Origin of the sequence: Candidatus Nitrohelix vancouverensis, from assembly GCA_015698305.1 — a bacterium.
In the GTDB taxonomy this organism is placed as follows: Bacteria; Nitrospinota; Nitrospinia; order Nitrospinales; family VA-1; genus Nitrohelix; species Nitrohelix vancouverensis.
The window spans coordinates 966,622-985,760 of record CP048620.1; the positions used below are offsets into that span (position 1 = coordinate 966,622).

14 protein-coding genes and 1 tRNA gene are annotated in these 19,139 nt (G+C 49.4%); 10 read left to right on the top strand and 5 right to left on the bottom strand.

Translation table 11 applies throughout. The features are described 5' to 3' along the window. Positions 1 to 320 precede the first annotated feature (320 nt). The 8 genes from G3M78_04740 (at position 321) to G3M78_04775 (ending at position 11,432) form a co-directional block, all read left to right on the top strand. Positions 321 to 1,238 carry an NAD(P)H-binding protein gene (locus G3M78_04740; GenBank protein QPJ64733.1) on the top strand — a complete coding sequence of 306 codons (918 nt, stop codon included), beginning with the start codon at positions 321 to 323 and terminating at the stop codon, positions 1,236 to 1,238. A 696-nt stretch (positions 1,239 to 1,934) separates the two neighbouring features. Next, positions 1,935 to 4,949: a type I restriction endonuclease subunit R gene (locus G3M78_04745; GenBank protein ID QPJ64734.1), complete on the top strand. Its 3,015-nt coding sequence runs from the start codon at positions 1,935 to 1,937 to the stop codon at positions 4,947 to 4,949. Next, positions 4,942 to 6,150 (top strand): restriction endonuclease subunit S, encoded by a 1,209-nt coding sequence (locus G3M78_04750; GenBank protein QPJ64735.1) that lies wholly within the window; start codon positions 4,942 to 4,944, stop codon positions 6,148 to 6,150. Before G3M78_04745 ends, G3M78_04750 begins: the two co-directional genes overlap by 8 nt. Next, a complete protein-coding gene (locus G3M78_04755) occupies positions 6,147 to 7,280 on the top strand; it encodes an AAA family ATPase (GenBank protein ID QPJ64736.1) in 1,134 nt (377 codons plus the stop codon). Before G3M78_04750 ends, G3M78_04755 begins: the two co-directional genes overlap by 4 nt. After that, entirely contained in the window at positions 7,280 to 8,914 is a 1,635-nt protein-coding gene (locus G3M78_04760) for a type I restriction-modification system subunit M (GenBank protein ID QPJ64737.1), read from the top strand. The genes G3M78_04755 and G3M78_04760 overlap by 1 nt, the downstream gene beginning before the upstream one ends. A gap of 336 nt (positions 8,915 to 9,250) precedes the next feature. Next, on the top strand, positions 9,251 to 10,075 hold the full coding sequence (locus G3M78_04765) for a hypothetical protein (GenBank protein ID QPJ64738.1): 825 nt from the start codon (positions 9,251 to 9,253) through the stop codon (positions 10,073 to 10,075). Then, entirely contained in the window at positions 10,072 to 10,296 is a 225-nt protein-coding gene (locus G3M78_04770) for a helix-turn-helix domain-containing protein (protein ID QPJ64739.1), read from the top strand. Before G3M78_04765 ends, G3M78_04770 begins: the two co-directional genes overlap by 4 nt. A gap of 65 nt (positions 10,297 to 10,361) precedes the next feature. After that, positions 10,362 to 11,432, top strand: coding sequence for a tyrosine-type recombinase/integrase (locus G3M78_04775; GenBank protein ID QPJ64740.1), 1,071 nt, complete (start codon positions 10,362 to 10,364; stop codon positions 11,430 to 11,432). A gap of 7 nt (positions 11,433 to 11,439) precedes the next feature. On the opposite strand, the gene G3M78_04780 is transcribed toward G3M78_04775, so the two are convergent. The 4 genes from G3M78_04780 to G3M78_04795 all read right to left on the bottom strand — a co-directional run bounded on the left by G3M78_04780 (position 11,440) and on the right by G3M78_04795 (position 15,929). After that, a tRNA-Arg gene (locus G3M78_04780) sits at positions 11,440 to 11,513 on the bottom strand. A gap of 3 nt (positions 11,514 to 11,516) precedes the next feature. Continuing rightward, positions 11,517 to 13,010, bottom strand: coding sequence for a response regulator (locus tag G3M78_04785; GenBank protein QPJ64741.1), 1,494 nt, complete (start codon positions 13,008 to 13,010; stop codon positions 11,517 to 11,519). Between the two features lie 138 nt (positions 13,011 to 13,148). After that, positions 13,149 to 14,777: a formate--tetrahydrofolate ligase gene (locus tag G3M78_04790; GenBank protein ID QPJ64742.1), complete on the bottom strand. Its 1,629-nt coding sequence runs from the start codon at positions 14,775 to 14,777 to the stop codon at positions 13,149 to 13,151. 36 nt (positions 14,778 to 14,813) lie between these two features. Further along, on the bottom strand, positions 14,814 to 15,929 hold the full coding sequence (locus G3M78_04795; protein QPJ64743.1) for a radical SAM protein: 1,116 nt from the start codon (positions 15,927 to 15,929) through the stop codon (positions 14,814 to 14,816). Positions 15,930 to 16,112: 183 nt separating this feature from the next. On the opposite strand from G3M78_04795, the gene G3M78_04800 reads away from it, so the two are divergent. Next, positions 16,113 to 17,237, top strand: a complete 1,125-nt coding sequence (locus G3M78_04800) for a M23 family metallopeptidase (protein ID QPJ64744.1) — start codon at positions 16,113 to 16,115, stop codon at positions 17,235 to 17,237. Positions 17,238 to 17,312: 75 nt separating this feature from the next. After that, complete coding sequence (locus tag G3M78_04805; GenBank protein QPJ64745.1) at positions 17,313 to 18,509, top strand: class I SAM-dependent rRNA methyltransferase; 1,197 nt, start codon at positions 17,313 to 17,315, stop codon at positions 18,507 to 18,509. A 73-nt stretch (positions 18,510 to 18,582) separates the two neighbouring features. On the opposite strand, the gene G3M78_04810 is transcribed toward G3M78_04805, so the two are convergent. After that, positions 18,583 to 19,092 (bottom strand): hypothetical protein, encoded by a 510-nt coding sequence (locus G3M78_04810; protein ID QPJ64746.1) that lies wholly within the window; start codon positions 19,090 to 19,092, stop codon positions 18,583 to 18,585. Positions 19,093 to 19,139 lie beyond the last annotated feature (47 nt).

Sequence of the window (19,139 nt, forward strand, 5' to 3'; positions counted from 1 at the left end):
CGCTTTGTAAAACTATCATTTTCTATTCAGCGCATCAACTGCCGCCGCCAGACGACAGATGTTGAGTTGATTCCTGCCTGGCGAATTCTCCTGTACTTGCATATAAGCGTGAATTGAAACTTGCCTTATAGAGATCAGGAGCTTATTTTTATTGTATCGCTTCCCAGGCGAGAGCGTTCTTTAAAAGAGTGCGGTTTCTGTTTCGGGTGTCATGATGTCGATGGCATGGATGCGCTTTCATGAAAGCGGCGCCATTCGAAACGAATATCTGCGCGACTTGCGCTCTTGACGGTTATTCACCTCAAGCCAGGTAGATCATTATGGATGCCGCTAAATTGAAGGTGTTGGTTACAGGCGCGACCGGTTATGTGGGAGGGCAATTGCTGAAGCGTTTGAGTGCGTCGCAATTTGAAATTCGTTGCCTGGTTAGAGATCCGAAGAAAATTCGAGATCCCTTGCCGGGCTCCGTCTCCGTCGAGCAAGGCGACCTGCTTTCCTACGACAGCGTAGCGAAGAGTTTGCAAGGCATAGACGTCGCTTTTTATCTGGTCCACAGTATGGATTCAAAAAGCGAATTTCAACAGCTGGAATCTGAAGCGGCAGAAAATTTTGCCAAAGCGGCGGCGCAAAACGGCGTCAAACGAATCATTTATCTGGGCGCGCTGACCGCTGAAAATGAAGCCGACCTGTCCCCCCACCTTCAAAGCCGGAAAGATGTCGGAGATTTGTTAAGAAAGTCCGGTGCGCAGGTATTTGAATTTCAGGCGTCGATCGTACTCGGCGCGGGAAGCCTGTCCTATGAAATGATCAAAGCCCTGTCGGAACGCTTGCCGATAATGATCATGCCGCGATGGGTTTCGGTCAAGGCTCAACCCATCTGTATCAAAGACGCGCTGGATTATCTGGTCCAGGCGATCGACTTGAAAATGGAAGGGAATCAGACCTTTGAAATTGGCGGGCCGGATCAGGTGTCTTACAAAGAACTCATGCAGGAATACTCGCGCCAAAGAGGACTGCGCCGACTCTTCATTTCGGTACCGGTGTTAACGCCCTGGCTCTCCAGTTTGTGGTTGGCGCTGGTGACCCCGGTCTATGCCACGGTTGGAAAGAAACTGATCCTCAGCATCAAAACCCCCACACTCGTTAAAAACGATCGACCCCGCCAGATTTTTAAAAACATCGAACCCATGTCTGTGACCGACGCCATCGCCTATGCCCTGAAGTCCAATCCATCATAACGCGCATAGGCGGCGAAATCTCGACTCAACGCTAAAAAGAAAACCGAAGCAGATGAGTTTTTCGCATCGGCCATTACCCTCCGCGTAGGAGTGCGTCTGATACGCAAAATTTGAAGCGAAGCTATTGAACTGAAATGAATGTTTGAAGGTTTGGGCTAATTCGCCCTCCGCATAGGAGTGCGCCTGGCTGGACTCGAACCAGCGACCTACGGATTAGAAGAAGAAAAAAACCATAAACCGGAAGATTTTGATTTCGGGTCGGTTCCCTGTATCCCCTCTATTTTAAAAGGAATTTGGCAGGTCTGCCAATTCCATCCATTCCATAAATTCCACCCAGTTTGAAAATTTCTATCATATTTTTATCATAGTAAAGCCTACGTAAGGTTTTGCGAAGAGGCCGGATTTTAACCAAGTATGATAGTTTCTATCATAGAAATTAAAAATTTCCTCGACCTACGGAGGGAAGAGCAAAGAGGTTTTCTATGAAATTCAAACTATGATAAAAATTATCATAGTTTATCGACCTGTTGACTATTTAGATAATTGATCGAAGATGAAGTACTTGTCGTCGCAAAAGCAAGTGTTTGTGATATTCTTCTTCAGGCTTCGAAGATGGATAGTTACTATATTCTTCCGGATGGGCTTTTGTTAATATCCGATCTCTTGAAGGCGGGCAAATATGATCAACGCGGACACATGACAAAAGAGCAACAAATAGAAGAAGTCCTGATCGCCAAGCTGAAAGAGCTCAAATACAGCTATCGGGAAGATATCCGTGATCGGGTCGGGCTTGAGCAAAACTTCCGCGAAAAATTCGAAGCGCTCAACCGCGTTCACCTCACCGATTCAGAGTTTGCCCGTCTGCGTGATGAAATCGTCAACGCCGATGTATTCACCGCATCCAAAACCTTGCGCGAACGCAACTCCTTCGAGCGCGAAGACGGCTCGCCGCTGAATTACACGCTGGTCGATATCAAAGACTGGTGCAAAAACGAGTTTGAAGTCATCAACCAGCTACGCCTCAACACCGAAAACAGCCATCACCGTTACGATGTGATTCTGCTCATCAACGGCGTGCCCGTGGTGCAAATTGAACTCAAAACCCTGGACGTCAGCCCGCGCCGCGCCATGGAGCAGATTGTCGAATACAAGAACGACCCCGGCAACGGCTACGCCAATACCCTGCTCTGCTTCATTCAGTTGTTCATTGTCAGCAATCGCTCCAATACCTATTATTTCGCGAACAACCAAAAACAACAATTCAGCTTCAACGCCGAAGAACGTTTTCTGCCCATCTACCAACTCGCAGGCGAGGACAATGCAAAAATCACTCATCTGGATGAATTCACCGACCGCTTTCTCGCCAAATGCACGCTGGGCCAGATGATCAGCCGCTACATGGTTCTCGTGGCTAGCGAGCAAAAGCTCATGGTCATGCGTCCTTACCAGATCTATGCGGTCAAGGCCATTGTCGATTGCATCCATCAGAACCGGGGCAACGGCTATATCTGGCACACCACCGGAAGCGGCAAGACCCTCACTTCCTTCAAGGCCTCCACACTGCTCAAGGACAATCCAGACATCGACAAATGCCTGTTCGTGGTCGACCGCAAAGACCTCGACCGCCAGACCCGCGAAGAATTCAACAAGTTTCAGGAAGGTTGCGTGGAAGAAAATACCAACACCGAAACGCTGGTGCGGCGCATGCTCTCGGAAGATTACGCGGACAAAGTCATCGTCACCACCATCCAGAAGCTCGGCCTCGCTCTGGATGAAAACAGCAGAAAAGCCCAGCTACACAAGAAGAAAGGCAAACAAACCTACAAGGAACGGCTGGAACCCCTGCGCAATCAGCGCATTGTTTTTATTTTTGACGAATGCCACCGCTCCCAGTTTGGCGAGAACCACAAAGCCATCAAAGCCTTCTTCCCCAAGGCGCAACTCTTCGGCTTTACCGGCACGCCCATTTTTGAAGCGAATGCCAGCTACCAGCAATTTGACGGCTCCCTGGGCTCCTATAAAACCACGGAAGATATTTTTCAAAAACAACTGCACGCCTACACCATCACCCACGCCATTGAAGACAACAACGTACTGCGCTTTCATATCGACTACTTTGGCGAAAAGCCGAAAGACGAAAAAGGCAAAGCGAAAGCCGCAGGCAAAAAGAAATCGACGCCTGCGCCACAGGCCGTGGTGCAGGAGATTTTAAAAAAACACGAGGCCTCCACCAGCCAGCGCCGTTTCAACGCAATTCTGGCCACCGCCTCCATTAACAACGCCATTGAATACTACGAACTGTTCAAAGAAGCCCAGGCTAAAAAACGGATTGAAGACGACAACTACCGACCCCTCAATATCGCCTGCGTGTTCTCTCCCCCGGCGGAAGGCGATAAAGACGTCCAGCAACTGCAAGAAGACTTGCCGCAGGAAAAGCAGGATAACGAAACAGAACCGGACAGGAAAAAAGCCGCGCTGAAAACCATCATAGACGACTACAACCGCCAATACGCTTGCAATCACAGGATCAACGAATTCGATTTGTACTATCAGGACATACAACAACGCATCAAGGACCAGAAATACCCCAACAGCGATTACCCGCACAAAAACAAAATCGACATCGCGATTGTGGTCGATATGTTGCTCACCGGCTTCGACTCCAAATACCTCAACACCCTGTATGTGGATAAAAAACTCAAACACCACGGCCTGATCCAGGCTCTCTCGCGCACCAATCGCGTGCTCAACGACACCAAGCCCTACGGCAATGTGCTGGATTTTCGTTATCAGGAAGAAGCTGTGGACGAAGCCATCAGCCTGTTTTCCGGCGCGAATAAAGACAGCGCCCGAAAAATCTGGCTGGTCGATCCCGCCCCCACAGTCATCGAGCGCTTCGACGGCGCCGTCCACAAGCTGAAACAGTTCATGGATTCGCAAGGCCTGGCCTGCGCCCCAGAGCAGGTGCATCAGTTGAAAGGCGATATCGCGCGGAGCGAGTTCATCAACCATTTCAAGGAAGTGCAACGCCTCAAAACCCAGCTCGACCAATACACCGACCTGAACGAAGAACAGGCCGGGCGCGTCAAGACGCTCCTGCCCGAAGAACAACTGCGCGGCTTTCGCGGCGCCTATCTGGAAACAGCGCAACGCCTCAAGGCGCAACAAGGCAAACACAGCGAAGCGGAAGACCCCGTGCAACAACTCGACTTCGAGCTGGTATTGTTTTCCTCGGCCCTGATCGATTACGACTACATCATGAGCCTGATCGCCGCCTCCACCGAAGGGCAACAGGGAAGACAGACCATGACCCGCCAGCAACTGATCGAACTGATCGGCGCCAGCGCCAACCTGATGGACGAACGCGACGACATCGTGGCCTACATCAACAGCCTGCAAACCGGCGAAGAACTGGACGAAAAAACCGTTCGAACAGGCTACGAAACATTCAAGGCCGAAAAATCCGCCAAGGCGTTGGCCGACCTGGCGGAAAAACACGAACTGACCAGAGAGGCCCTGCAAGAATTTGTCGATCTCGTCATGGACCGCATGATCTTCGACGGCGAACAGCTCAGCGACCTGTTCGCGCCAAAGGACCTGGGCTGGAAAGCCAGAACAAAAGCCGAACTGGCCCTGATGGAAGATTTGATACCGCTGTTAAAAAAACTCGCCGAAGGACGCGACATCTCGGGGCTGGCGGCTTATGAGTGAGCCGAAAACAAAAAAGCTGGTCCCCAAACTGCGCTTCCCCGAGTTTAAGAATGCCGGGGAGTGGGAGGAGAAAAGGGTTTCTGCCCTAATATCTACGGTGACGCCACCGAAAAAGCTATCCACAGCAAAGTATTTAACCGAAGGTTCATATCCGATTATTGACCAATCGCAAAATTATATTTCTGGTTGGACCGATGATCGGGAAGCATTAATTACAGAATCTCTTCCATTGATTATTTTTGGTGATCATACTTGCTCCCTAAAGATTGCGACGGAACCATTTGCGCAAGGTGCCGATGGAATAAAAATAATCAAAACAAAAAATCTAGTCGATACAATTTATCTGTTCCAATGTTTACAATACAAGCCGATTGTAATGGAGAAGTACAAAAGACACTTTTCAACTCTTAGGGAAAAATGGATTCAATATCCTAGTATAGAAACTGGCGAACAACAAAAAATCGCCGATTGTCTGTCTTCCCTCGACAAACTCATCAGCGCACAGAACAAAAAAATAGAGTCATTGAAGGTTCATAAAAAAGGCCTCATGCAACAACTCTTCCCCGCCGAAGGAAAAACCCTCCCCGAACTCCGCTTCTCCGAGTTCAAGAATACGGGAGAGTGGAAAGAAAAAAGGCTGGAACAACTAGGAGAACTTGTGTCAGGGCTTACATATAGTCCTGATGACATAAGGGATCATGGCTTATTAGTCTTAAGGTCTTCTAATGTGAAAAATGGTGAGATTGTTCTTGAAGATAATGTTTTTGTCACTCCTGATATTAATGGAGCCAATCTCTCAAAACCCAACGATATACTTATATGTGTCCGAAATGGATCAAAAGCTTTGATTGGTAAAAATGCGCTTATTCCGAAAGGGATGCCACGGTGCACGCACGGAGCGTTTATGGCGATTTTTAGGGCAAAGGCGGCAAACTTTGTATTCCAACTTTTTCAAACCGAAGCATATACAAGGCAAGTTGCTGGCGATTTGGGAGCAACTATTAACTCTATAAACGGTCGACAATTTTTAAAATACTGTTTCGTAGTTCCTTCACCAGAAGAACAAAAAAAAATCGCCGATTGTTTGTCTTCCTTCGACAAACTTATCAGCGCACAGAGCAGAAAAGTAAAATTATTGAAAGCTCATAAAAAGGGCCTCCTGCAACAACTCTTCCCCTCTGTTGATAAGGTTGGCGCATGAGCGATCAAAGCACAGACTTTGCCGATTTGAATGCGCTGGTTAGACATATGCGCAAAAAGCTGAACAATAAAAACTATATACTCATGTTTGCTTACAACGGAGTCGGCAAAACACGCTTGTCTATGGCGTTCAAGGAAGCGGGAAAGAACGGCGGTACGGAAGAGGAAGAAAAAAGGGACACCCTGTATTTTAACGCTTTTACTGAAGATTTGTTCAGCTGGGATAACGATCTTGAAAATGACGCCGAAAGGGTGTTGAAGCTCAATTCAAAATCGAAATTTTTTTCAGGTTTGCAAGATGTGGAAATGGATAACCGTATTCGCCCGCTCTTGCAACGCTATGCAGATTTTGATTTTAAAATTAATACAGATGACTGGACAGTCAGCTTTGAGCGCGAAATTGTTAAGGGTGAAAGTAGCGAAATGGTTGAGCATATTAAAGTTTCTCGCGGAGAGGAAAATATTTTTATTTGGTGTTTTTTTCTCGCCGTCGCGCAACTCGCTATTGATGAGCAGGAAGCTTATAGTTGGGTGAAGTATATCTATATTGACGACCCGATTTCGTCGCTGGATGATAATAATGCCATTGCCGTGGCCAGTCATCTGGCGCAACTGCTCAATGATCAAGGCAGAATCAAGGTGGTGATTTCTTCGCACCACACCTTATTTTTTAATGTGATGTGCAATGCGCTTAAAAAACCCAAGAAATATTTTTTATGCAAAGATGAAGCAACCAGGATGTATTTGTTGAAAAATACGGGCGACACGCCATTCTTCCATCATGTCGCCTTATTAAGGCAACTGCATGATGCGAAGGAATCAGGACAATTGTATACTTACCATTTTAATATGTTACGTAATATTTTAGAGAAAACCGCCAGCTTTCACGGTTTCAATAACTTCTCGGCCTGCATTAAGCAGGATAAGGGCGAGTCCGATGATATAGTTCATGCCCGGCTGATCAATCTGTTAAGCCATGGTGATTATTCACTGTTTGAACCCAGAGAAATGCTGAAGGATACCAAGGATAGCTTCATTAAAATATTAGATGATTTTATGAAGAATTATCGATTCAACCCTGAATTATTTCCAGAGAAGGAAGAACAGGAATCGGAAGAGGCGACCTCGTAATGACCGAGAACGATCAAAAACAATTAGGAGCCACCCTCTGGGCCATTGCCGACCAGTTGCGCGGGGCGATGAATGCGGACGACTTCCGCGATTATATGTTGTCGTTTTTGTTCCTGCGTTATCTTTCGGATAATTACGAAAACGCCGCTAAAAAAGAACTGGGTAAGGATTATCCCAAACTGGAGGCAGGGGACAAGCGCGCTCCCCTGGCGCTGTGGTACGCGGCCAATGCGAAGGACGTCGCCGATTTTGAAAAACAGATGCGCCGCAAGGTGCATTATGTGATCGAGCCTGCGCATTTGTGGAGCAGTATCGCGGAGCAGGCCAGAACGCAAGACAACGAACTGCTGAATACTTTACAGCAGGGATTCAGTTACATCGAAAACCAATCCTTTGAAAATAATTTTCAGGGCTTGTTTTCGGAAATCAATCTGAATTCTGAAAAGCTGGGCAAAAATTACGCCGCCCGAAACGCCAAACTCTGCACCATCATCACCAAAATCGCAGAGGGCATTGCAGATTTTTCCACGGATAGCGACGTGTTGGGCGACGCTTATGAATACCTGATCGGTCAATTTGCCGCAGGTTCGGGCAAGAAGGCGGGCGAGTTTTATACGCCGCAGGAGATTTCAACGATCCTTTCCGGAATTGTCACCCTGGACAGTCAGAACCCGGCCAGCGGCAAGAAGAAGAAACTGAGAAAAGTTCTGGATTTTGCCTGCGGCTCCGGCTCCCTGCTCCTGAACGTGCGTAACCAGTTGGGCGCGCGCGGTATTGGAAAATTCTACGGGCAGGAAAAAAACATCACCACCTACAACCTTGCGCGTATGAACATGCTGTTGCACGGGGTGAGAGATTCGGAGTTTGAAATTCATCACGGCGATTCCCTGCTGAACGACTGGGACACGCTGAATGAAATGAACCCAGCCAAAAAACTGGAATGCGATGCGGTGGTGGCCAATCCGCCCTTCAGCTATCGCTGGCAACCCAATGAAGCGCTGGGCGAAGACTTCCGTTTTAAAAGCTACGGTCTGGCGCCCAAGTCTGCCGCCGATTTTGCTTTTTTACTGCACGGCTTTCACTTTTTGGGCGATGAAGGGGTGATGGCGATCATCCTGCCTCATGGGGTTTTGTTTCGCGGCGGCGCGGAAGCGCGCATTCGCACCAAATTGTTAAAGGACAGCAATATAGACACGGTGATCGGTTTGCCCGCCAACCTGTTTTTCTCCACGGGGATTCCTGTGTGCATTCTGGTCCTGAAAAAATGCATGAAGTTCGACGATGTTTTGTTCATCAACGCCAGCGAAGGCTTTGCAAAGGGCAAGCGACAGAACCGCCTATTGCCGGAGCACACCGATAAAATTATTGATACTTATCAGTATCGCAAGGAAGAGGAACGATTTTCGCGCCGGGTGTCGATGAAGGAAATTGAGAAAAATGACTACAATCTGAATATTTCCAGGTATGTCAGCACCGCCAGGCCAGATAAAAAAATAGCCTTGCAGGAGGTGAATGATGAGTTGGTGGAACTGGAGAAAGAAATCGTTTCCGCCACTATCCGTCACAATGAATTCCTTGATAAGCTTGGCCTGCCCCCCCTGCCGATTGACAAAAAAAAGATTGACGCAAGTTAAATCTCAAAGGCTTTACTGTGAAGTTGAATAGGGACCATTTGAGATAAAAACCCATTAATTATTTTTTTCAAATCATCTACTTAAAACGGGGAATCCTTGTATTGATTCCTCTTGATTTTAATTTCTACTAGAATTACAATAACAGTTGATAGCTTATTACTGACTGTTTGGTTGGGTAATTTATCATTTTTTGGGTGAATGGAAGCTAATTATAGAGCCTCGCCCTTCAGGTTTATATAACGGGAAAGTCGTACAGGGATAGTTATGGGTATTGGAAAAATCAGTCTCACTACCTCGTTAGAGCCGGATATTCCCAAGCTTAGGGAGTTGGGGGTCATGAAACCGGATAATCTGCGGAGGAAGTTTTACAAAAACTTCTGCAAGCTGGATTGTGCCGTGGTGATGTGGCAACCGCATCAATTCGGCGCGGTCACGAATTTTGGAATTCCCTATACCAAGGTCGATATTCATTCAAAGCATTTTGATCGTTTCCATGAATTGAAAGATTATCTGCTCGACCTCTTCCCCGATAGCCATGAAATCGATTTGAATGATTTCAACATTTCGCGGATTGAATTGCATTCGGATATTGAAAGCCTTCCTCTGGATATCGTCCTGGCCCGTCTCTGGGTGATAGGTTATCGCCGGGAGAGTGTGAGCTTCTATAAGGGCAAGACCATCTACATTGGAACTGATCCCAAAATCCGCATTTTCAATAAGAATTCCCAATTACTTCGGAAATTGGGCAAAACCGGGAAGCTGACCGAAAACGAATTGCAGTTAATGAATGGAAAACCAATCACCCGCTTTTCGATCGAAATCGGTCAATTGAAAATGAATTTGAATCAATTGGTAAATGATCCAAAACAATTGGCTTCCTATTTTGATCGATTCAAATTCTACAATTTTGAGGATGATGAATCGATCAATCGCGTGGGCGGTTTTCAAATTTTGATGTCCAAAATTCGCCGGGAACATCGCAAATCATTCGATCAATTCAAAGATCGTGAGCTGGAGCGATTGATTCAACGAAATTTCAAATCATCAATCCGCGCATGGTTCAAAAAGGAGGCAATCGAAAAGCCAATCAGCATCAAGGCAAAATTGATTCAGGAAGCGAAACGATTCAATCGGATACTTTCAACGGGGATGATCGAATGACAGCGTTCTTGTCAGTGATTCAATTATCCCGGTTTCTGGGAGTCAAACCCAAAACCCTGTATTCGTGGGTCAGTAAGAAAGTGATTCCGCATTATCGAATAGAGGGATTGATTCTTTTCAAGAAACAGGAAGTCGAAGCATGGATTGAAACGCGCCACCAAAACCCGGAAGACCCTCGAAACCCCAAGGCGAATGAGTTTGAGGATGAATATAGCCTTTGATAGAATATTCCATACAGATACAGGGAAACCCGACCTGCGATCAACTTCCTTAAAGGAGGTTGAATATGGCCCTTTATAGACAGAAGGGAAGCAAGGTTTGGTGGATGAGTTACTCACTGGGAGGACGTCAACGCCGCAAATCAACGGGAACGGATAACAAGAAGATTGCCGAGTCGATCTATTTCAAAGTCAAAACCCAGATTGCGGAAGGACGGTATTTTGAAAACAGTAAGGGCAAGGATAAAACCCTGCGCGATCTGTTTTCACGATACATCAAGGAAGTGACGCCGCAGAAAAACCCGGTCGCTATGAATGACGAGAAGCGCATTTCCCGAAGGCTTCTTGATTTTCTTGGCAACCTCAAGTTGGCGGAAGTCACAACCGACCACGTTGCCCGGTATGTAACGCATCGAAGAAAGAAGATTGCGCCCGCTACCATCAATCGGGAACTGGCTTATTTATCGGCAACGTACAATCAGGCGATAAAAGTCTGGGGATGGCATCGGGACAACCCGGTATCCCGCATCAAGCGGGAGAAAGAACAAAAGCGGGTGAAGTATTTCCCGGAAAATGAGTTTCAGGAAATATTCAACCTGCTTGCAGAATGGGTAAAGCCCATCGTTCTTTTAGCGAAAAACACGGGGCTACGGCTTTCCAATGTAGTGTTTCTGGAATGGTCCGAAGTGAACATCAAAACTCGGTTGATCGTACTGGATGCCAAGAAAGTGAAGAATTCTCACTCGCTAGGCATACCCATGACGCAACAGGTTTTTGAAGTTTTAACGGAGCAGGAAAGAAAACGAAGGTCTGGCAGTCCTCATGTTTTTATCAACCGGGAAGGCAAGCCGTATACCAAGTGGGGCGTTTATCGGGCGTTCAAGAAAGCCTGCAAAACGGCAGGGTATCCAGATTACAGGTTCCACGATCTCCGACATGATTTTTGTTCCAAGTTGGTTCAGGCCGGAGTGGATATCTACACCGTGAAGGAACTGGCAGGGCATAAGAACATAGCCACCACACTAGGTTATGCGCATTTGAATCCGGAAAGGTTGAAACAGGCGGTATCAGTTCTCGATTATCATAGTTCTATCATAATCGACGAAAAAGGGCTTGCTGCGAAAGATGTAAACCCTTGATATAAAGTGCGCCTGGCTGGACTCGAACCAGCGACCTACGGATTAGAAGTCCGTTGCTCTATCCAGCTGAGCTACAGGCGCGCGTTATTGAATTGTTGGGAGGATAATCTGGAAGCGGGTTCCTTTTCCCGGTTCGCTTTCGACCGTGATCGTTCCGCTGTGTTTTTCCACGAGTTGTTTGACGATATACATTCCCAGTCCGGCGCTTTTCTCTCCGCGCGTTCCCGCTTGCGATGCGCTGGTGAACTTGTCGAACAGAACGGGTATCTTGTTCGCCGGTATGCCAATGCCGTTGTCTTGCACTGTGAGTTGCATATTTGTATCGTCTGGAGCTTCTAAAATCAAGCGGATTTCTCCGCCTTCGGGGGTGAACTTGATGGCGTTGGAGAGAAGATTGGTGATAACGCGCCTCAGCGCGGCGGCGTTTCCATTGATTTGCAGAGAGGTTTCCTGATATTCGATCTGGATATTTTTGTTCACCGCCAGTTGCGCAAGCGACTGGATGCTTTCTTTCACCAATGATGAAAAGGCGAAGATCGATTTGTCCAGTTCGCGCTCGTCCTGCAAGTGACCAAGATCGAGAAGATCGTTGATCAACTCTAGCAGGTATTGAGATGTGCTTTGAATGACTTCGAGATATTCTTCGGTCTCCTCTTCCGATACCTGGCCTTCGGCGATGAGTTCGGCGCTGAGTTTGATATTGCCCAGGGGGTTGCGCAGATCGTGCGAGGCGATGGAAAGGAATTCGTCTTTCAGCTTGCTGAGTTTTTTTAACTGCTCCACTTTTTGAACCAGTTCGCGATTGAGTAAGAGTGAATTGATATGAACGCGGATGCGCGCTATCAATTCCTCTCTGGCGAAGGGTTTGCTGAGGTAGTCGGTGATGCCCGCATGGTACAGGCGCAGGACGTCGTCCTTGTTGGCGGAACCGCTCAGCAAAAAAATGGGCAGGTCTTTCTGGTTCAGATCGTGGCGCAGGGCTTTGCAGAGTTGCAGTCCATCCATTTCCGGCATGACCAGATCGGTCAGGACCATGTCGAATTTCACTTCCTGCTCCTGAAAAATCCGAAGCGCTTCTTTGCCGTTGTTCGCGGGAATGGCGGTGATACCCTCGCCCTTGAGGATATTCAACAACATCGAGCGGATGGTCGGACTGTCGTCGACGACCAGTAGCTTCAAGCCCTTGAATAAATTTTCGGGATACAGGATGCGGTGAATGGAGTTGAGCAATTCGCCGGAGACGAAGGGTTTGGTGATGTAGTCGGCCCCTCCGACGTCAAAACCCTGGCGCCGAACCTCCATGGAATCGTCGCTGGTGATGAAGATAACGGGCGGGTTGCCAACATTCTCGGGCGAAGTTTCGGCCTGCTTTTCGCGCAGGCGGCGCACGGTTTCGAATCCGTTGATGCCGGGCATCTCCAGGTCCATCGTGACCAGATCAACGACCTCTTCTTCCAGAATTTCGAGGGCGGATTCGCCGTCGAGCGCTTCAAGAATTTCAAAATCGCCTTTCGCCAGCTCCATGCGGGCGATGGCGCGGAAGGTAGAACTGTCGTCTACTATGAGGATTCGCTTCATGTTGGGTGAAAGGTCGGCGACGGTTCGTTATAAATTGCGTCAAATTTTGAGAGTAATTATAACCTTTACCTTCAGTATAAAGAATAGAATTTTCAAAGTCAAAGCAGGGATTGAGGAAAAGGGATGAAAAAACGCAATCTACCGCACGCCCTGGATTTTTCCGTCGATCAGGTCGATGGACTCGGCGCGCGGCGTGCGCGGCAAACCCGGCATGCGCAGGATTTCTCCGGTGAGGGGGATGAGGAATCCGGCGCCGGCGGAGATGAGGATTTCGCGCACGGTGATGGGGAAGGGTTCGGGTCTGCCGAGAATCTTGGGATCGTCGGTGAACGATGCTGGCGTTTTAGCGATGCAGACGGGGAGTTTGTCGTAACCGTGTTTTTCAATCGTGCGCAAATCGCGTTCGGCTTTGGCGGCGTACTTGATCTCTCCGGCGCCGTACATATTGTGCGCGACCTTCCAGATTTTCGTTTTAACGTCTTCGCTCCAGTCGTACAACGGGCAATAGGGGTCTGATTGTTTCTCTGCATGTTCTCGCACCACTCGCGCCAGTTCGCGTCCGCCCGCCCCGCCATTGGCAAAGACGTCGCTGACGGCGAAGGGGATTTTCAAAACGCTTTCGCAATGTTTGCGAACGACGTCGATTTCTTCGTCGCTGTCGGCGGCGAAGCGGTTCAGGCAGACGATGGGCGGCTCGCAGAATTTCCTGATGTTCTCGGCGTGGCGGTCGAGGTTGGGCAGTCCCTGGCGCACGCGCTCCGGGTCGGGTCGGTCGAGTTCGTTGGCGTCGGCTCCGCCATGCAGTTTGAGGGCGCGGCAGGTGGCGACCAGCACGACGGCGGCGGTGTCGAGTCCGGCGCTTTTGCATTTGATGTCGAAAAATTTTTCAGCGCCGAGGTCGAAGCCAAAGCCCGCTTCGGTGATGACCCAGTCGGAGGTGGCGAGGGCCATGCGCGTTGCGAGTACGGAATTACAGCCGTGCGCGATGTTGGCGAAGGGGCCGCCGTGGATGAAAGCGGGCACGCCTTCGGATGTTTGCGCCAGGTTCGGTAACAGAGCGTCCTTCAGTAGCGCGGCCAGAGCGCCGGTGGCGTTGAGGGTTTGCGCGGTCACCGGTTCTTCGTCGTAGGTGAAGGCGAGCAGGATGCGGTCGAGTCGTTGTTTGAGGTCTTCGTAATTTTCTGAAAGGCAGAGGATCGCCATGATCTCCGAGGCGGCGGTGATGTCGAATCCGGTTTCGCGCGGCACGCCTTGCATAACCCCGCCCAGGCCGATGACGATGTTGCGTAGCGAACGGTCGTTCATGTCCATCACGCGGCGCCAGTGAATTCGGCGCGGGTCGATTTTGGACAGGCCGGAATGGTAGATGCGATTGTCGAGCAAAGCGGCGAGCAAATTGTTGGCGGAAGCGATGGCGTGAAAGTCGCCGTTGAAGTGCAGGTTGATTTCATCCGAAGGTTCTACCGTGCTTTTGCCGCCGCCGGTCGCACCGCCTTTCAAACCCATGCAGGGACCCATCGAGGGTTCGCGGAGCGCGAGGCAGACGGACTCGCCCAGTTGCGCGAAGCCCTGGCCGAGGCCGATGGTTGTGGTGGTTTTGCCTTCTCCCGCCGATGTGGGGGTGATTGCGGAGACGAGAATGAGCTTTCCCTTTTGCGGATGACGATTTAAAACATCCAGTCGGACTTTGGCTTTGTATTTTCCGTAGGGGATCAGGTCGGCATCGCTCAATCCCAGCTTGCCGGCAATCTGGTCAATCGGCTCCATCTCGTTTCCTCCAGGTTTCGATCGTTTAAAACGACGCTAAATTTGTTTGACGAGTTTTGCGGTCGGCGAAAAGAATGTTTTTAAATGCGGATCGGATTTGGGCAAGGCTCCGGTGGCGCCTTCCCAAACCTCGCGGGTTTCCATGCACAGATACACGCTCAGGGATTCGGCGCGTTGTTTGACGTAGTCGCGAATGGTTTCATAGGCTTGATTCCTCAGCGGGCGCAGGTAGCGAAACTTGCCGTCCTTGCTGGCGACATGTTCGCTGGAAAACAGAAGCGTTTGCGGATTTCTTTCCTTAATCATTTGCTTGAGGCCCGAGCGGTAACGGAAACTTCCGAGGCTGAGCCATTCGATGGCGTCTGGATTCAGATTGAGAAAAATTTCTTCGACCAGGTCTTTGTAGGCGCGCTCCCAACCGGGGAACAGGATGATCGGATCGAGGTGAATGCCAATGCGATAGCCTTTTTCCTGACAGCGTCGCGCGGCGGCGAGTCGTTTCTCCAGCGCGGGGGTTCCGATCTCTTCGCGGTCGACAATTTCACGGGGATTCAGCGACCAGGAGACGATGACATTTTCAGTGTTTTCCTGGGTCAGTAAATTTCCGATTTCGTCGGATTTGGTTTTGAGTTCGAGAACGGCGTTGCTTTGCCGATTGAAAAAAGGAATCAGGGCCTTTGAATAGGGCAGGCCCGCATCGTGCGCCAGGCTGTCGGTGATTTCGCCGGTGCCGACGCGAAATTCCTGGTCGGGGTGCGCGTCGAAGCTCGCTTGCAATTCAGATAACAAATCCTCTATATTGACGAAGGCGACCAGAAGCGGGTTGTTTTTCAGAAAATCCTGAAGGAAACAGTAAGAGCAATCGTAGACGCAATTTTTCATCAGGTTGACGACGAAATAATTGCAACACACCATGCCGGGACTGACTCCGGGACACTTCTTCAAAAAAGAACCTTTAAATCGGGCGAGAAACAAACGGCGTTTGCAGGCGCCAAACCAGTCTTCTTGCGTCTGCTTGATCGCTTCCACGGCTTGCGCCGGATCCGCGCAGGACTCGACGGGAACGGATGGAAAACGCTCAAGAACCTCGCGCGTGAAGGCTTCGTTCTCGACGCCGGGTTCGATATAAATCAATTCTGGAACAAAAGTCATAAAATCATTCTGCGGACTTGAGATTATAGCTCTAATCTGCGATAATCATAAGCTGTTGAAAAGTAATAGCTTATAAGAGGCGTTGGGGACATTTGGAACGGCCCGCCTCGTTTGTAGACAGCCAGCTTTCAATATCTCAGAAATTCTTCAAATATTCACTAAAACTTTTCCCACTTTAAAAAAATGCACGATTTCTCAACGCTGAACAATCAAATGGTGGAAGCCCCGCGCAAGAAAAGATTACGGACCCTGTTTTTTCTGATTTTATTCATGTCGCTGGGCGCGAATGTTTATTTTGTTTACTTTCAGGAACCGGAAATCGTTGCGCAGGAAACATCCGCGCGGGAAGAGATCAACCCGCTCATTTCCAATCAGCAAGAGACCGAGGTCGCGCATACGGTGGTGAAGACGGCGGTGATTTCTGATGAAGCCGAGCCGAACGAGCCTGAAGAATTGCAAATCGCATCCTTCCCGCGTTCGATGGATTCGGTCGATTCGACTGTCTTTCAGGTGCAGACAAAAATTCGCAATTCTCTGAGCTACTCCGTGTGCAAGTCGATCTCCAGCAAGGATGAATGTCAACCGCTGGCGGCGCATATCGCGCGTTTATTGTCCTGGTTCTTCGACGTCAACCGAAGCATGCGCAACGGCGATACGCTGGAAGCGCTCTACGAAAAACCGGGCGATGCCGACAGCATCAATGTCCTGAAGATGACTTACAAGAGCCGCCGCTTCAAGAAAACCTTTCAGGCCTATTTTTATAAAGGTCCGAATATGAAGTACGGCGCTTATTTTGACGAGACGGGAAAAGAGATCGCGCATCGTTTGAACGACGACCATGCGCCGATTCGCGACTACATGGAGATCACCTCCCTGCCCGGCGATTTTCGATCAGGCTCCCGCGGTCATTCAGGAACGGACTTCAAGGCGGAAGTGGGAACGCCGGTATTTTCCAGCTTTGACGGCGTTGTGAAACGCACGCAATGGAACATTCGTAACAACGGATACTGCATCGAAGTCGATCATCCCACCAAGGGATTGATGACGCGCTATCTGCACATGAGCCGGGTGCTGGTGAAACCGGGTCAGCGCGTGAAACGCGGCGATAAAATCGGCGAATCGGGGAACACCGGGCGAACCTTCGCGCCGCATTTGCATTATGAAGTGTTAACGCGAAGCAAGGCGCGCAAGATACTCAATCCATTCGAATCCAAACATTTCACTTCTTATCAGCGTCGTTTGTCCGATGCGGATATGTCCTCCTTCGAGCAGTGGGTGCAGACCTTTTCCGAGTTGCGTCAGGGTTGAAGCGGGGGATGAATCTCGGAGTCCCGCGTTATCACGCCTTCTCTCCATGCGCGTAGCGAGCGCCACTCAAGCCACATGATTAAAATTGAAGTTTCGCGGGCCATGCAAAACAAAATCCGCAAGGGCTGGCCCTGGGTGTTCGACTACCAGATTGTCCAGCAAAGCGGTCGGGGAGTGGCGGGCGATCTTGGCGTGGTCTACGATTCGCAAAACAAATTCCTCGCCATCGGTTTGTACGATCCTGATTCGCCGCTTCGGTTGAGCATCCTGCAAAGCCGCAAACCGACCTCTATCGACGCCGCATTTTTCCGCCGTCAACTGCAAACAGCACGAGAGCGACGCCTGCCTTTACTCGAACAGGAAACGAACGGCTGTCGCTGGATTCATGGCGAGGGAGACGGTTTTCCCGGGCTGGTTTTGGACGGTTACGCAGACACGGGCGTTTTGAAAATCTACTCCGCCGCCTGGTTCCCTCACATGGAAACCTTGCGATCTTTGATCGAAGAGATTTTTAAATTCAAACGATGCGTTCTGCGTTTGAGCCGCAATCTTCAAGACAGGGAATCCCTGTCGAAATACGACTTCATTGAAGGGCAGATGTTATTCGGTCCGGCGGTTCAGGGGGCTGTGCTGTTCAAGGAAAACGGGCTGGTCTTCGAGTGCGATCCGGTGAGAGGACAGAAGACGGGTTTTTTTCTCGACCAGAGGGACAATCGCGCGCGCGTGAAACAGTTGGCGAAAGGCAAGAGCGTGTTGAATGTGTTCAGTTATTCCGGCGCATTTTCCGTCTATGCCTTTTCCGGCGATTGCCGATCGGTTTTGGAAATTGATTTGAACCGTTTCGCGCTGGATGCGTCGCGGCGAAACTGCTTGCATAATTTTGACGAGTCTATTCTCAAGGCGAAAGGTTTAGAGCAGATGGAGGGAGACGCTTACGAGGCTTTGAGTGAGTTGCAGGCGCAGAAGCGGACTTTTGATTTGGTGATACTGGACCCGCCAGCTTTCGCTCGCAGTAAATCCCAGGCGCCCAAAGCGCTGGCGGCTTATTCACGACTGTCTCAACTGGGTTGCGCCGTGACGGCTCCTGGAGGCGTCTTGATTGCGGCTTCATGCTCGAAGCCAGTCGGGGGTGACGAATTCTTTCAAGCGGTGTTGAACGGAGCCGAGGGACGCGTGACGGCGGAATTAGAGCGTACAGGGCATGCTCTGGACCATCCGGCGCCCTTTGCCGAATGCGAGTATCTCAAAGCGATTTATCTGAAGCTATCCTGAGGGGGAAAGAAAGGCCTGAACGAAGCCGGTCTTTAAAATCGGATTTTCACAAGGCGGTCTGTCTAAAGATTTCTTAAGGGAGGGAAGAAAGGCCTGAATGAACCCGGTCTTGAAAGAATTGGGGCGCTGAAACGAAAGACGGGGTTTTTAATTCCATTGTTACAAACTCCAACGGCGCCTTGCCGATTGTAAAATAAGCAGAGACGCCGTTGGGAATTTTCAGGGTGTTTTCTTTTTTGGAGCTGCCTTTTTTTTCGCGGCTTTTTTCTTCACGGCTTTTTTCTTCGGAGCCGCTTTCTTTACCGCTTTTTTCTTCACGGCCTTTTTCTTCGGAGCCGCTTTCTTTGCCGCTTTTTTCTTCACGGCTTTTTTCTTCGGAGCCGCTTTTTTCGCGGCTTTTTTCTTCACGGCTTTTTTCTTCGGAGCCGCTTTCTTTGCCGCTTTTTTCTTCACGACTTTTTTCTTCGGAGCCGCTTTCTTCTTTACGGCTTTCTTTTTTGGAGCTGCTTTTTTCTTCGCTGCTTTTTTCTTGGTTGCCATCAAGATCTCCTTTTAAATATTCGGTGTTCGTTTCAGCGCCCAAATATTTAAAAAATATTTTATGCGATACCCATTTAATGTCAAGAAAAT